At 62.1% G+C, this 15,121-nt stretch carries 9 protein-coding genes and 3 pseudogenes; 6 read left to right on the plus strand and 6 right to left on the minus strand.

From position 1 onward, the window contains the following. The first annotated feature begins 406 nt into the window (after nt 1–406). From HZB53_15335 to HZB53_15355, 5 genes are all read left to right on the plus strand, one after another. Nucleotides 407–1,564, plus strand: coding sequence for a radical SAM protein (locus HZB53_15335; GenBank protein ID MBI5879022.1), 1,158 nt, complete (start codon nt 407–409; stop codon nt 1,562–1,564). Then, entirely contained in the window at nt 1,561–2,991 is a 1,431-nt protein-coding gene (gene hemG / locus HZB53_15340; protein MBI5879023.1) for a protoporphyrinogen oxidase, read from the plus strand. The genes HZB53_15335 and hemG overlap by 4 nt, the downstream gene beginning before the upstream one ends. Nucleotides 2,992–3,375: 384 nt before the next feature. After that, entirely contained in the window at nt 3,376–4,581 is a 1,206-nt protein-coding gene (dcm, locus tag HZB53_15345) for a DNA (cytosine-5-)-methyltransferase (protein MBI5879024.1), read from the plus strand. Next, complete coding sequence (locus HZB53_15350) at nt 4,547–4,972, plus strand: very short patch repair endonuclease (GenBank protein ID MBI5879025.1); 426 nt, start codon at nt 4,547–4,549, stop codon at nt 4,970–4,972. Before dcm ends, HZB53_15350 begins: the two co-directional genes overlap by 35 nt. Further along, the gene (locus HZB53_15355) at nt 4,969–5,916 is read left to right on the plus strand and encodes a DUF4928 family protein (GenBank protein ID MBI5879026.1); all 948 of its coding nucleotides are present in this window, start codon (nt 4,969–4,971) and stop codon (nt 5,914–5,916) included. The genes HZB53_15350 and HZB53_15355 overlap by 4 nt, the downstream gene beginning before the upstream one ends. A 55-nt stretch (nt 5,917–5,971) precedes the next feature. Here HZB53_15355 and HZB53_15360 read toward each other — a convergent pair whose 3' ends face one another. The 4 genes and pseudogenes from HZB53_15360 to HZB53_15375 all read right to left on the minus strand — a co-directional run bounded on the left by HZB53_15360 (nt 5,972) and on the right by HZB53_15375 (nt 10,431). Continuing rightward, nucleotides 5,972–6,307 carry a hypothetical protein gene (locus HZB53_15360; protein ID MBI5879027.1) on the minus strand — a complete coding sequence of 112 codons (336 nt, stop codon included), beginning with the start codon at nt 6,305–6,307 and terminating at the stop codon, nt 5,972–5,974. A 1,271-nt stretch (nt 6,308–7,578) separates the two neighbouring features. Continuing rightward, a pseudogene (locus tag HZB53_15365) lies at nt 7,579–9,447 on the minus strand (ExeM/NucH family extracellular endonuclease). Further along, nucleotides 9,430–9,741 (minus strand): annotated as a pseudogene (locus HZB53_15370) (Ig-like domain-containing protein). Before HZB53_15370 ends, HZB53_15365 begins: the two co-directional pseudogenes overlap by 18 nt. Then, nucleotides 9,715–10,431 (minus strand): annotated as a pseudogene (locus HZB53_15375) (lamin tail domain-containing protein). Before HZB53_15375 ends, HZB53_15370 begins: the two co-directional pseudogenes overlap by 27 nt. Before the next feature lie 690 nt (nt 10,432–11,121). Between HZB53_15375 and mrdA the strand changes: the two are divergent. Further along, nucleotides 11,122–13,266, plus strand: coding sequence for a penicillin-binding protein 2 (mrdA, locus tag HZB53_15380; GenBank protein ID MBI5879028.1), 2,145 nt, complete (start codon nt 11,122–11,124; stop codon nt 13,264–13,266). A gap of 208 nt (nt 13,267–13,474) precedes the next feature. Here the strand turns inward: mrdA and HZB53_15385 are convergent, their stop codons facing one another. Continuing rightward, on the minus strand, nt 13,475–14,152 hold the full coding sequence (locus HZB53_15385) for a KH domain-containing protein (protein MBI5879029.1): 678 nt from the start codon (nt 14,150–14,152) through the stop codon (nt 13,475–13,477). Nucleotides 14,153–14,172: 20 nt separating this feature from the next. Then, on the minus strand, nt 14,173–15,093 hold the full coding sequence (locus tag HZB53_15390; protein ID MBI5879030.1) for a membrane protein insertase YidC: 921 nt from the start codon (nt 15,091–15,093) through the stop codon (nt 14,173–14,175). Nucleotides 15,094–15,121: the final 28 nt, after the last annotated feature.

Below are 15,121 nucleotides of genomic sequence, written 5' to 3' on the forward strand. Positions count from 1 at the left end.
GAGGGGCGAAAAACATAGGGGATTGGCGCGGCGGCGAAGCCGCCGCGCCAATCCCCAAGAGTGATTCCCCTTCTCCCCCGCGTTGCGGGGGAGAAGGGGCCAGGGGCTGAGGGGGGCGAGGCGCTCTCGGCATGCTTCAAGTGAGAATTCAATACGAGTCGTGCCAGCAGCATCGCGCATGCGGCCATCGAGCGGCCGACCAGGCCGGACACGCGGCAACACCAACGAATATGCGTCGGCAGACGCGGTAAACAAATACGATAAAACAACATTACCGGAAAGAAAGCGAGAGCTCGGTGATGGTATTCGCGTTGATTCGCGGATCGAATGGTTTTGGCTTGGCGGTGAGACGGTTTGCTTTCGCAACGGGCAGAGAGTGAGTCATTTTCGCAGAGGAGAGTTTCGAATGAGTGTGAGCGCTTATCCCCCGCCCCGGCTGATTTTCTGGGAAACGACGGCTGGCTGCAACCTGGCCTGCATTCACTGCCGGCGCATCACGGTGGCCGACCAGTTGCTGCCGCAAGACCTGACGACCGCCGAGTCGTTCAGCCTGATCGACCAGATCGCCGCGTTCGCCAGGCCGATCTTCGTGCTCTCCGGCGGCGAACCGCTCTTCCGCCCCGATATCTTCGACATCGCGCGCCACGCCAGCGACGCAGGTCTGATCGTCGCGCTGGCGACCAACGGCACGCTGATCGATGCGGAGGCCGCCAGGCGCATCCAGGCCAGCGGCATCCGGCGCGTCAGCATCTCGTTCGACGGCGCCGACGCGCCGACGCACGACATCTTCCGCGGCAAGGGCGCCTACGAGCGTTCACTGGCGGGCATGCAGCACCTCGCCGCCGCCGGCGTGCCGTACCAGATCAACACCACCGTCGCGCGGCACAACATCCACCAGATGCCCGAGACGCTGGCGATGGCCAAAGACCTGCGCGCGCAGGCGCTGCACCTGTTCCTGCTGGTGCCGGTCGGCTGCGGCGTCGAGATCGCACCCGACCAGCAGATCAGCCCCGCAGAGTACGAGAATGTGCTGCACTGGATGTATGACGCCGAACTGCAGGGCGGCATCGAACTGAAGGCGACCTGCGCGCCGCACTACTTCCGCGTGACACGCCAGCGTCAGGTCGAGGCGAAGCGCGCGGGTCTCGTCATCGAAGCGCCGGACAGCCACCGGCGGCAGGCGCAAGCCGGTGGCGCAACGGGCCACCCGGGCAGCAACGGCTCGCGGCACGCGATGAACGCGATGACGAAAGGCTGCCTGGCCGGCAGCGGCGTCTGCTTCGTCAGCCACCGCGGCGAGGTCTTCCCCTGCGGCTACCTGCCGCTCGAAGCGGGCAACATCCGCCGCCAGCCGTTCCGCGAAATCTGGGAAGAGTCGGCTCTGTTCGCCGGCCTGCGCGACGTCGATCAACTGGGCGGCAAGTGCGGCCTGTGCGAGTTCAAGAAGTTGTGCAGCGGCTGCCGCGCGCGCGCCTACGGCATGACCGGCGACTACCTGGCCGAAGAGCCGTTCTGCACGTACGAGCCGCACACGCTGCGCGCCGCCGCGCCGGTCGGCGCATGAGCGCGCCGGTCTCTCCCGCCTACGATGCGGTCATCATCGGCGGCGGCATCGCCGGGCTGAGCACGGCCTGGTATCTCGAACGGCAGGCCGGGGCGGCGGGCGCGCCGGTGCGCTACGCGCTGCTCGAAAGCGCGGACCGCTGGGGCGGCAAGGTGCTGACCGAGCAGGCCGACGGCTTCGTCGTCGAGGCCGGGCCTGATTCGTTCCAGACGCAGAAGCCGCAGGCGGTGCAACTCGCGCGCGAACTGGGGATCGGTGACCGGCTGCTCGGCTCGAACGAGCGCAACCGCAAGACGTACGTGCTGAACAACGGCCGCCCGACCCCGCTGCCGGATGGGGTCATGCTCATTGTCCCAACGCGGTTTATGCCGTTCGTGACCTCGCCGCTGATCTCGCCGCTCGGCAAGCTGCGCATGGGTTTGGAGATGTTCATCCCGGCGCGGCGCGGCGGCGGCGACGAAACGCTGGCCGAGTTCGTCACGCGCCGGCTGGGCCGCGAGGCGCTCGACAAGATCGCCGAGCCGCTGATGTCCGGCATCCACAACTCGGATGCGGGCAAGCAAAGCTTGCTGGCGACCTTCCCGCGCTTCCGCGCGCTGGAGGAGCAGTACGGCAGCCTGACGCGCGGCATACTGGAGTCGCGCAAGCACGCGCCCGCGCCGGCGGCCGGGGCGAAGCCGCTGCCGATGTTCATGACGTTCGCGGGCGGCACGGCCGAACTGACCGATGCGCTAGCAGCGCGCCTGAGCGGCGACCTGCGCCTGCGCTGCACGGTCTGGCAGATCGAGGCCGACCCTGCGGGCGGCTACAGCGTGACGACCGACGTAGGCGAGCGGCTGCACACGCGCGCCGTCGTGCTCGCCACGCCCGCGTACGCGGCGGCCAGCCTGCTGACCGGCATCGCGCCGCAGGCGGCGAACGACCTGGCGGCGATCCGCTACGTCAGCACCGGCACGATCTCGCTGGCGTTCCGGCAGGCCGACGTGCCGGACCTGCGCAGTTCGGGACTGGTCGTGCCGCGCGGCGAGCGGCGGCCGATCAACGCCATCACCTACAGTTCGCTCAAGTTCGACCAGCGCGCGCCCGACGGGCAGGTGCTCATCCGCGTCTTCTTCGGCGGCTCGCGCAGCCCGCAGACGATGGAGCTCGACGATGCCTCGCTGCTGGTCGTGGTGCGCAGCGAATTGAAGATGCTGCTGGGCATCGCGGCGACGCCGCAGTTCCACCGCATCTACCGCTGGCATCTGTCGAACGCGCAGTACGATGTCGGCCACCTGGAGCGCGTCGCGGCGATTGAGAATGCGCTGCCCGCCGGCATGTATGTGACCGGCAGCGCCTATCGCGGCGTGGGCCTGCCGGATTGCATCATGCAGGGGCAGGAGACGGCGGCGCGGGTGAGCGCTGAGCTAGAGGAGCATGGAACATGATTTTGCCGCACGGCGTGTTGACTGCGGCTGTGCCGTGACTGGCGATCACACTGACGGTGGCCGCCGTGAACCTATTCGGCGACGGGCTGAACGATTGGAGGGAGAGACGGCTCAAATAGCAGAACGCTCCCGCTTCTCGAACGAGAGGCGGGAGCGTTTTTTGTGCCGGGGTATGGCGGAGATAGCTGCCTCGGTTGTTTGTCTTCGCAACATTATTGAGGTATGCGACCGCAGCGACGATAGGCTCGCATTTTGGCCCTGAGCGAAAACCGCCATACTGTTCTTGCGCAAGCAATTGATAAGACCCGCTTATTCGGATACAATTCTATAAATACCCGTTTATCATTTGATCACAGGTTGCATACAAGATCGGCAAATAGGCTCATGGAAAGACCTAAAGTGGAATTGACTGTAAGCGAATATTTCGCGGGAATTGGGCTGGTCAGAATGGGCTTGCAGCCAAACGGCTGGCAAGTTGTATTTGCCAACGATTTCTCCCACAAGAAACACGAAATGTATGGGGCTTTCTTCCCTGATACGCATACACACTATCATGTGGAAGATATCTTTAAGCTAGACCCTGCCAACATTCCCCACTCCGCTCTTGCAACTTGCTCATTCCCTTGCATCGATCTTTCGCTTGCTGGGAATATGAGTGGGATGATCGATGGTGGGCATTCAAGTGCGTTTTGGGGATTCATCAGGATATTGAAATCTCAGGGCAAAGATGCCCCCCCTCTCCTGCTAGTCGAGAATGTGCCGGGTTGGCTCTATTCGAATGGAGGAAAAGATTTTCGGCTAACGGTTCAAGCACTAAACGACTTGGGGTATGCGTGTGATGTTTTCGCAATGGACGCCTTGCGATTCACTGCGCAAAGTCGTTTGCGAATATTCCTTGTAGCTACGGAAAACGAATCCATCCAGACAACTACCGAACTGATCTTAACAAGGCCGAGTTCATTGCTGCCAAGCCAACTCAGGAGGAGTATAGTCGCCAACAAGGATTTGCGGTGGTTCTATAATGAACTTCCTAATCCCCCACCACTTAATACTGATGGCCTTTCGAAAATCGTCGAACGACTAGCCGTATCAGATGATCGATGGTGGCCGGAAGAAGAAACTCGCCGCCACATTTCTATGATGAACGATACTCACCGCGAGCGCGTGCAGCAGTTGGCTGCTAATGCAAAGATATCGTATCGCACCTTCTTTCGCAGAATACGTGACGGACATCAGCGCGTAGAAATAAGAGACGACGACTTAGCTGGCTGTCTCAGAACCGCCGTTGGGGGTAGCGGGAAGCAGTTTTTGATCAAGGCGGGCAAAGGCGCGATAAACATGAGGGCTATGACGCCGAGAGAATATGCAAGGCTGCAAGGCGTTCCTGACGAATATCCTATCACCGTCGATGGCGTACAAGCTCTCACGGGGTTCGGTGATGCTGTGTGTGTTCCCGTCATTGAATGGATAGCCAAGAATGTCCTTAATCCATTGGCTATTAGCGGAGCCCCGCTATTACAGCATGCGCTAGAGTTCCAACCTTTTCTGTTAGAAAATGGCCGACAATATAAAGCCCGAACATCGACATAGGGCGATGCAGGCCGTTAAGGCGAAGAGCACTAGGCCCGAAAGGCGACTCTTTGCCATGTTAGCCGGCCTCCATGTGACGGGATGGAAGAAGAACGATGCGTCTGTTTTTGGCAAGCCGGATATTTCGTTTTCCAAACAGCAGATAGCCATATTTGTTGATGGCTGCTTTTGGCATGGTTGCCTCTATTGCCACAAATCGCTCCCCAAAACAAATCGCGCATACTGGAAGAGAAAGATCTCGCGGAATATAGAGCGAGCGAAACTTACAAACAGACATCTGCGCCGTGAAGGGTGGAGAGTGATAAGAATCTGGGAACACGATGTTGGGAACTTAGAGAAGAGTAGATCGCGAATCCTAAATGCTCTTTCAGAGAAACGGAGCAAACGGTGAAAAGCGAAATTTTTCAAGGAATAGCCAAACAGAGCCACGATATTCTTGACAACTGGCTTAGCTCTTGTACCCGCAACAAAAAGATCGCACGAAATACAGTGGCGATGGGTATAGTAGTTCTCGACCATCTAAGAAGAGCTTGCCCAGTTGCACGAGAAGATGTTGTTGCGCAAGGCGGCGAGATCAGTGGGTCACGATCGGGGCTTGGAAGCAAACTAGAGATTTACGGTATTCCAAAGAGCTACCTAAAGGAGATTACTACTAGACAGAGCCATCAAGATGGACAACGATTGTTTGAAGCATTCGAGTGGGGAAACAAGCTGACACAATTACCGGAAAGTCTACGCGACAAGCTGTTGGTTGAACTGATAGCCGAACTCAAGGCAATCGCTGACGAGTGGCTCAAAAGACAAAATCTGCGACTTGAAATTGATCGAAGGCAGGCCCCCACAAGCTGGGTTCGAGACATTGTTGAAAATGCTAAGGGGCATTCAGGCGGCATTGTAGAGCAACAATTAATTGGGGCAAAGCTATCTCGGCGCTTTAAGGGAATTGAGGTGCCTAACCATCCTGCTCATGCACCCGATAAGCAGACTGAACGAGTTGGAGATTTTAGCATTGCCAGTTCGGTCTACCATGTAACTGCGGCACCATCAAGAAGCGTTATCCAGAAATGCGCGGAGAACCTGAAAGCGAATTTGCATCCGATCTTACTTGTTCCACGAGATCAGGAAGATAAAGCAACTATTTTAGCGCAGGAAGAAAACATCGAAAGAGATTTGGTAATCATTTCGATTGAGAATTTCGTCGCAATGAACATCATTGAACTAGCGACCGAAGAGCACAGAGATTATTTCAGCGTCTTACAAGAGATTGTAGGAATCTACAACGAACGACTTGAGGCAGTTGAGACGGATATGTCTCTGCGAATTGAAATCACATAGACAGCCAAGTTTCTGCCAAGGATGAGCTTGTGCGTGTATGGCCGCCGTGCGGCGGCTATAGCTCGAGCGGTTCCATCTCCCACAGCGACCAGATCCACTCGCCCGCGCCGATCGGGTAGACCTTGAGCTTCTTGCCGTTGATCTTGATCTCTGCAGGGCCATAGCACACATCCTCGTCGTCGCCGTCGATGCGGTAGCAGAACTCGTCGGCAGCGGCATCGTACCAGCCACTGCACGCCGGAACTTTGCTGTCGTACAGTTCGGTGAAGCGTTTGGCCTCGGCAAATTCGAAATTGGGCACGGCCCAGCCGTTCCAGTCCCAATCCTCAACCCACGCATCGAACGGGATGTGAGACAGCGGCCCTTCGAGACAGACTTTCGCGCGCTTCATACAGCCTCCTTTGGTGTGAGTAGGACGGTTACCGCGTGTTGAGAATTCTCAACAAACAAAGAAGCCCGACGCTTGGGGTTGCGTCGGGCTTCGCTTTCGATGGCGCGGGACGTGCGCCTGAGCTTTATGTCTCTACGCATTGGCGTATTCCGTCGATGCCAGATTCTATCGATCCGATTTTACGCCACACATTTGCGCTTCGTCAAACGACTGTTGCACGCCGATACAAACCACCGGTCCCCTGCTCCAAATCTAGAACAGGGGGGCCGGTGACGTTCTACCCGTTGCGGCTGAGCGGGCTAATGCACCGCCAGGTTGCCACCGCCGAGCAACTGTGTCGCCACCGCATCGAGCGGCGCGCCAGCCTGATTGTCGTAGATGACCGCACCGGTGTCCTTGTTCCAGATCCAGATGCGAATCTGGTCGGGTTTCTTCGCACCGTCAACGACAGCGACCAGGAAGGCGTAGTCGCCGCTCCCGTTGATCTTGCCGGAGCCGCGCAGCCACGCGTTATCGCCCTTGACCACCAGCCAGTCGTAGGCCGTGCTCGCGAAGTGGAAGTCCGGGCCGTGCAACTCAAGCTCCGAGTTCCCGGTCGGCAGCGTGCCCTTCTGGTATTTCGCCTCCACGTTGAACGTCGCCTTGCCGTGCTGCGACGGGTCGGGCATGTATGCGCCCGCCGGCGAATCGATCCACCCGCCGCCGGTCAGGAACCCGGCATTGGGATCGTAGACCACGACATAGCGGTACGTTGATACACCGAAGCCGCCGTCCTTGTCCGTCACGGTCACCTGCACCGTGTACAGGCCCGGCGCGGCGTAGGTGTGCGTGCCGCTCGTGCTGCCTGAGCCGTTGCTTTCGCTGACCGCGCCCGCCGAGGTCGTGCCATCACCCCAGGTCCATACGGCGGTGTGCGTGTCGAGCACGCCCGGATCGCTGAACGGCGCGCTGGCGTTGATCGCCGTGCCGGCGCGCACCGGCGCGGTCGGCGCGGTTATGGCGCCGACGGTCGGCGCGACGTTGCTGATGTTGACCGTCGCGGTCGACACGGCCGACAGGCCGCCCGGATCGGTCACCTTCACGGCGATCGTCTTCGCGGATGGACCGTCCACGCCGAGATACGACACGGTCTGGCCCGGCGTCTCAAACACGCCGTCGTTGTTCAGGTCCCACGCATACGTGAGCGCGTCGCCGTTCGGATCGCTGCCGGTCGCCGAGACGGAGACCGAACTGCCCTCGTTGACGCTGTACGGCCCGCCTGCGTTGACCGTCGGCGGCCCGTTCACGTTCAGCCCGACGACGACCGCATCGTGATCGGATGTCCGATAGGCGTTGGGCTCATACAGCGCGTCCACCGCGTCCGGCTTGAAGGTGGTATCGTAGTCCAGCACGTCCGGTTCGTCGGAGTTGATGTGCCAGTCGGCGGCGCCGGTGACCTGCCCGACCAAGTTCGAACTGGCCAGCGCCTGATCCAGATAGCCAGCCTGTCCGTCGAAGGTGTAGGAGTATGCGTAAGCGCCCTGGAAGGCGGAAATCAGGTTGGTGTAGTCGTCGCCGGTGCCCGCCGTGTCGTCAGGGCCTGCCTTGATCGCGCTGATCGGATCTTCCCTTGCATAGGAGTTCAAGTCGCCCATGATCAGGAAATCCGGATCGCCGCTGCCGGTCGGGTCGGTCGCCAGCCAGTCCACCAACGCCTGCGCAGCCAGCTTGCGCGTCTGATTGCAGTTGCCCTGGCCATCGCCCACATCCGGGTCGCCCACATCGTCGCAGGCGGAACCCTTGGACTTGAAGTGATTGGTCACGACCGTGAAGCGGCCGTTCGTGGACAGATCCAGGAACGTCTGCGCCAGCGCCGGGCGGCTCTTCGTGTCGATGAAGCGCGGGTCATCGCTCGAATCGAGAATCTGGAACTGTCCGAGCGGCGAAACCTTGCCGGGCTTGTAGATCATGCCGACGCGGATCGCGTCCGTGCCGATGGTGCCGGTGTCGATGTAAGCGTATGTCCCGGCGCCGAGCAGCGCATTAAGCCCCGCGACGATGCCGTTGGTCGGGTCGCCGAGCGGGTCAACACCGGTCGTGTTTTCCAACTCGTTCAGCCCGATGATGTCGGCGTTGAGGCCGGCCAGCGCAGCCAGCAACTTGGTGCGCTGGCGCGTGAACTCCTGCGCCTGGTCGAAGTCCCAGCCGCGGCACTCGACGTTCTGCGCAGGACCGCATTTATTGTCCAGCGGATTGCTCGTCGGGTAGTCGGGCGTAATGAAGAAGTTGAGCGTGTTCATCGCGGCAACACGCAGATTGCCTCCGACCGGTTCGGGTGAGGCCGGACGCGGATTCGCCGCCGTGTAGACTGCCGGTCCCGTGGGGAAGATCCGGTACAGGCTGAAGTCATAACCGAGCACGCCAACCGTGTTCTGCACCGTATCGCCGCCGCGGAAGCGGTTGCTCAACGAGAACGGATCGCCGTTCGGGTGGCGCAGGACCGAAGGATTCTGTGCGCTATTGTTGTCGTCCAGCGTGATGCGGCGCAGGCTGTTCGCCAGGGTGCGCGCATTCGCGTCGGCGCCCGGCGCGTCGATCGCTGTGCCGGTGAACGGCCGCGCTTCGCCGTCGAGCGGCAGCGCGATCACGATCTCGCCAAAGCGGTCGTAGTTGAAGTACTCTGCGATGACCAGCGTCTGCGGGAGGCGGACGAGCATGCCTTCGTAGCGCTCGGGGAAATCGGCATTGGCGAACGGCATAACTACGTCGGTCGGCTCGACGCTTCCCGTGCCGCACGCGACGACATTCACCGCGGTCACGGGCGCGCTGTTGCTGTTCGAGCCATTGAGCGTGGTCTGGTTGAAGCGCTCGCGCGCATAGCCTGTGACGCGCACCACCTGTCCCGCGCTGACCAGGCTGGAGCTCCCGGTGAAGACGAAGATGCCGTCGGAAGTGGCGGGATCGCCGTCACCGGTTGGATCCTGGAGGAAGAATCCACTAACTGCCCCACTGCCTTCAAAATCACCGACCACGACGCCCTCGGTGGTGACGATGCCGGGGATGGGCGTCGTCAAGCCGCTGCCCTGGATCTGGTAGATCGGCGTATAGGGCAGCGTGCAGGCATTCACCGTGCTGAAGCCAGCCGTGAAGTTGGCCGCCATGTTGTCGAACGGATCGTTCGTATCCTGATCGGTTACGTTGGCGGCATAGACCGTCAGGGTACAGGAATCACCATTGCTGAAATCGGTGTCGGGGTTGAGTGTAAACGTCGTCGGGCCGCCGCTGACGGTGGCCGTGCGCGCGCCGCTCGTGCAGGAAAGTGAGAACCACGTCCCCGTCACATTGACCGGTTCGCTGAACGTCACATCGATATTCGCGTTCGCCGCTACACCGGTTGCACCGTCGACCGGGCTGGTGCTCAGGACGGTCGGCGCGGGGTCGGTACACGGATTCAACGGCGAAGCCGAGTTGCGCGGCGCGGGCGCCGGCGCGGGTACACCGGCCGCGAAATCTGCCGCATTGCTGTCTGTGTCGGTGCAGCCATTGGCCGCGCGGAAGGCGGCGCTGGTGTTGGTCAAGGCCGACGCGGCGGCGGTTTCGTAAAAGTTCGCGTTCCCGTAGCCGATGAGATCGATGATCAGGGCCAACTGGGCCGCTGAACATGGTTGGAGGGCACTGCCATTACAGGCCAGCCCGGCAGTTGAGTTGACTAGCGCTACCTTGCCATTAGTGCCGCTCATGTTGACGGTACCGGTCGCATCCGCCGCAGGCAATGCGGCGCCGATTGCGCCGCCGCTAGCGAGCTGCACCAGATAATACTGTCCCGACGCCAGCGTGCCTGACAGCGGCGTGACGGCGTTGCTGCCGAAGTTGCCGGAGCCGGTGGCACTGGCGTACTGCACCGACATGCTGCTCAGCGAAACGGGTGCCGTGCCCCGGTTGAACAGTTCGACAAAATCGTTCTTGTACAGCGCGCCGGTATTGCCGCCGCCGCCATACACCTGGCTGATGACGACGTTCGCGGATACCGCTTGCGCCGTGCGCGGCGTGGAGCCGGCCAGCAGGATGACCAACAGCGCTGCGCCGAGCGCCCACAGGCGCTGCGCACGCGCAGATCCAGCTATTCGATTGTTGCGTTTGTGCATACGATACCTCCGCAGACAATGGCCTCACACGTCCCGTAGTGGATGGCAGAACGGGGGAAGGTTGTGTGATGCGAGGCGGTGCCGATCCGTCTCTGGGAGAGACCTGCGTGTAGATATTCCCATTATAGTCTCTGCCTCAACGAACCGCAACTCAATTCGGCAACAGGCAGCAATTCTCATTTTGGAGTCGGCTGCCAATATGCCCCCTCATCCCCTGCCCCTTCTCCCCCGCGCGCGCGGGGGAGAAGGGGCAAAGCTAACGGGGAGGTGCGCGGCGGCGCAGCTGCCGCGCACCTCCCCTAAGAATCTCGCCCCCTCCCTACTCCGTTGGGAGGGGGTCGGGGGGAGGGCAGCGAGTGGCATTGGAAAGTACCCGTACAAAGCCAAATTGAGAATTGCTGGGCAACAGGCGCATAGCGGAAAACTGTCGGAGGGCAAGAAACAGTCGGGGCCCAACAACCGCCATTCTGGCACGTCGGTGGCCGCCAGCCAGCGCCGGAATCCACTCCACCGGTGCAGCGTCGAGGATGCGAGTTTGCGATCAGCGCGGATGCCGGACTCGCGGATTCTGCTCGTTTGTCGGCACAACCCCTGCCGCGCCGGCGCACTTGTCGGCCGTCTCAATGGCCGTTAGAATGGCAGTTAACCAGACGCGTGGCGCCTACGCCACGCTTGATGCAGGAGTCCCGTATGCTGACCCGCCGCCAGTTCCTTCGCCATTCGCTGGCGCTCAGCGCGAGCGCTGCGGTCGCTGCGTTCATCGCGCAGTCGACCGGCTGTGCGCCCGTGCCCTCGAGCAGCGTAACCGCGCCGCCGCCGCCGACGGCCACCCCGTCGCCCGTGCCCACCGCGGCCGTCACCCCCACGCCGCTGCCGTCGCCCGAGCCAGCCATTCGCGCGTTCCTCGGCGCATGGGAAAAGGGCCAGTATGAGGCGATGTACGCGCTGTTGAGCGAGCCGAGCAAGGCCAATTTCTCGCAGGAAGCGTTCGTCAAGCGCTACCGCGACATCGCCGCCGAGGGCGCATTCGCCGCCATCAAGACCGAGACGCGCGAGATCGAAGTCGCGCTGAACAAGTCGGTCGCCAACTTCAACGTGACGATCAGCAGCACGCTGGCCGGCGATTTCCTGCGCCAGAACCAACTCGGCCTGACGTACGAGCCGGGTGGCTGGCATGTGGACTGGCAGCCGACCAGCATCTTCCGCGAATTGACGCCGGGCAACACGGTCTCGATGCTTGCATACGGCACCTCGCGCGGCGAGATCTTCGACCGCAGCAACCAGAAACTGGCCGGCAACGAGTCGCTGGTGACGGTCGGTGTCGTGCCGCGCGACTTCGACGACGAGGGCAAGCTGCTGGCCGTGCTCGCGCCGCTGATCGAGATGGATGCCAAGTCGATCAAGGAGAAGTATGCCGGCGCGCGCCCGGAATGGTTCACGCCGCTTAAGGACCTCACGCTCGACCAGTACCGTAAGGTCGAGGAGAAACTGAAAGCGTTGAGCGGTGTCTCGTTCCGCGACAAGGAGCGGCGCGTCTACCCGGTCAGCACGACGGCGGAACATGTCACCGGCTATGTCGGCGCCATCAGCGCGGATGAGTTATTGCGGATGGGGCCGAAAGGCTACGGCGCCAACGACATGATCGGCAAGGCGGGCATCGAGAAGTGGGGCGAGACGTACCTGCGCGGCGAGTTGGGCGGCACGCTGCTCGTCATGTCGCAGGACAGCCAGATCGTCGCCACGCTGGGCGCGCGCGGCCCCGCCCCGGCGTACAACGTGTTCACCACGCTGCACATGGACCTGCAGGCGTTCGCCGAGAACGAGCTGAAGGGCAAGATCGGATCGGCGATCGTGATCGACACGCGCACCGCCGAGGTGCTGGCACTGGCCTCCAGCCCCGGCTACGACATCAACACACTGATCGGCGGCAAGGCGGCCGACCTGCAGGCGCTACTCAACAACAAAGATCGCCCGCTGGTCAACCGCGCCACGCAGGGGCTGTACCCGGCCGGTTCGGTCTACAAGATCGTCACCGCCTCGGCCGGGCTGGAGAAGGCGTCCTTCACGCCGGACTCGAAGTTCGAGTGCGAGGGCGTCTGGACCGGCCTCGGGACGCAGTACCCCAAGAAAGACTGGCTGATAACCGGCCACGGCAAGATCAACCTGTTCAACGGGCTGGTTCAATCATGCGACGTCGTGTTCTACACGGTCGGCCTCGCGCTGGACAAGACCGACCGCTCGCTGCTGCCGACCTACGCGCGCGCCTTCGGGTACGGCGCGCCGACCCGCGCGGCGGGGCTGACGGACGAGGCCGGCGGCAACGTGCCCGACCCGACGAAGGAGACGGTCTTCGTCGGCGACATGGTCAACGTCGCCATCGGGCAGGGCGACCTGCTGGCCACACCGCTGCAGGTTGCGAACATGATGGTGGCGGTCGCCAACGGTGGCACGCTCTACCGGCCGCGGCTGATCGCGAAGGTGACGACGGCGAAGGGTGACAAAAGCGTGGACATCCCCACGGAGACAATCGGCAAACTGCCGGTCAGCGCCGCTAACCTGAAGACGATCCGCGACGCGCTGCGCGCCGTGACGCAGACTGCGCCCGGCACCGCCTCGCGCGCGTTCGCCGGCTTCCCGGTGCCGGTGGCCGGCAAGACCGGCACCGCCGAAGCACCGCCGGGACTGCCGCACGCGTGGTTCGCGGCCTACGCGCCCGCCGACAGCCCGAAGGTCGCCGTGGTGGTCATGGTCGAGCACTCCGGCGAAGGCTCGTCGATTGCGGCGCCGATCGCGCGGCGCATCTTCGAGAAGTATTTCGCCGCGAACCCGCCGTAACTGCCTGACAGGATGACGGGATGACGGGATGACGGGGTGACAGGATGAAGAGATGCGAGGATGACCGGATGACAAGGTGATGAGGTGATATGGCTTGTCACCGCATCGCTAGAACACCGTATCACCGTGTTATAGAAGAAGCCGCAAAACACAATCGCCCTCATCACACAACGATGAGGGCGATCTGTTCTTGAAGCAACGAGGGCGATTACTTCTTCGGGATGATCGTCACCTTGCGCGCATCGCCCTCACCGACCGACTGCGTGGACACGCCGGCATGGTCGCGCAGGGCGATGTGGATGATGCGGCGCTCGTTGGGCGGCATCGGCTCCAGCGCGACGGTGCGCCCCTTCAGTGTGACCTGCTCGGCCAGCCGCAGGGCCAGGCTGCGCAGCGACTCCTCGCGGCGCTCCTTGTAGTGCTCCACGTCGACCACGATGCTGACGTTGCGGCCCGCCTGGTGCGACGCGATCATGCGCGTCATCATCTGCAGCGCGGCCAGCGTCTCGCCCTTGCGGCCGATCAGCAGGCTCAGGTCGTTGCCGGTGATGTTCAGGATGATCGGCGGCTCGGCGTTCTCTTCTTCCTCGTCGGCGGAGAGCGTGCCCTTGCCGACCTCAATCGTCGTGCGCAGACCCAGCCCCTTCAGCAGGTGTCCCAGCACGTCTTTGGCGATGGCCGAAGCATCGGCGCCCGGCGGCAACGCCGAAGCGCCGCGCGCGGCTTCGGTCGGGAACGGCGTCAGGCGCACGCGCGCCTCGCCGGCGCCCTGGGTCAGCACTTCGAGAATCACATCGTCGCTTTCCAGTCCCAGCTGGGTCAGCCCTTTGGCGATGGCGTCCTCCGGCGTCTTGCCGGTCACTTCGATGCTCTTTTGCTTTTCCATCGATGCCCCTTCCTCAGTTATCACCGGCGTGACCGGCGGTTCTTGCGCCTGCTCTGTCCGTTGCCGCTGGGCGGCACGGGAGCGATCTGGCGCGGGCGCGGCGGGTCGGCCGGCTCGTCATCATTGTCGTCTTTGGCCGGCGCACTCGGCGCCGGCTTGCGGGGCGCGGGCACGGCCCTGCCGCCGCCCACCATCCTGGGCAATACGGTGCTCCAGCCCTGGGCGAAACCCTGGAAGACCATGCGCACCAGCGACGAGATGATCCAGTACGCCGCCAGACCCGACGGGAAGTTCAGCGCGAAGAAGCCGAACATGACCGGCATCATCAACTGCATCTGGTTGTTCATCGCTGACTGCTGCGGATCGGCGCTCGGCATGGAGAGCGTCTTCTGGCTGAACCAGGTGCTGCCGGCCACCAGCAGCGGCATGAGATAGAACGGATCCGGGTACGCCAGGTTCATCCACAGGAACTGGCTCTCCAGTGGGATCGTCTGCTTCGCGAGTTCCGCGATGAACGGGACGCCGCGGTACAGGTGGCTCGTCAGATCCAGCAGGCTCTCCGGGTTCACAGCCAGCAGCGTGTTAATCGACTGGTAGAACGCGATCAGCAGCGGCATCTGAATCAGCGTCGGCAGGCAGCCCGCGGCCGGGTTGATGCCCGCCTCGCGGTACATCTCCATCGTGACCTTCGCCATCGCCTCTTTGTCGTTCTTGTACTTCTTCTGCGCGTCCTTCCACTTGTCCGAGCTCTGCAGGGCCGTCATCTTCTTGGACGAGTTCAGGCTCTGCTGGGTGAGCGGCCACGTCACCAGTTGCACCAGCACCGTCGCCACCAGCGTCGCGAGCACAAAGTTGTGCCCCAGGATGCTGTACATCAAGACGATGATGTTGACCAGCGGTTGGATAAAAATCAGATTCCAGATTGGCGCCAGAAAATCCATAACACCCCTGAACAATCGCCCGGCTTGC

The organism is Chloroflexota bacterium (assembly GCA_016235055.1).
In the GTDB taxonomy this organism is placed as follows: domain Bacteria; phylum Chloroflexota; class Anaerolineae; order JACRMK01; family JACRMK01; genus JACRMK01.

Bases quoted from the DNA above. Each gene is read 5' to 3' on its own strand.
- mrdA (MBI5879028.1), top strand. From the start codon at position 11,122: ATGCTGACCCGCCGCCAGTTCCTTCGCCATTCGCTGGCGCTCAGCGCG.
- hemG (MBI5879023.1), top strand. From the start codon at position 1,561: ATGAGCGCGCCGGTCTCTCCCGCCTACGATGCGGTCATCATCGGCGGC.
- HZB53_15390 (MBI5879030.1), bottom strand. From the start codon at position 15,093: ATGGATTTTCTGGCGCCAATCTGGAATCTGATTTTTATCCAACCGCTG.
- HZB53_15335 (MBI5879022.1), top strand. From the start codon at position 407: ATGAGTGTGAGCGCTTATCCCCCGCCCCGGCTGATTTTCTGGGAAACG.
- HZB53_15385 (MBI5879029.1), bottom strand. From the start codon at position 14,152: ATGGAAAAGCAAAAGAGCATCGAAGTGACCGGCAAGACGCCGGAGGAC.
- HZB53_15350 (MBI5879025.1), top strand. From the start codon at position 4,547: ATGGCCGACAATATAAAGCCCGAACATCGACATAGGGCGATGCAGGCC.
- dcm (MBI5879024.1), top strand. From the start codon at position 3,376: ATGGAAAGACCTAAAGTGGAATTGACTGTAAGCGAATATTTCGCGGGA.
- HZB53_15360 (MBI5879027.1), bottom strand. From the start codon at position 6,307: ATGAAGCGCGCGAAAGTCTGTCTCGAAGGGCCGCTGTCTCACATCCCG.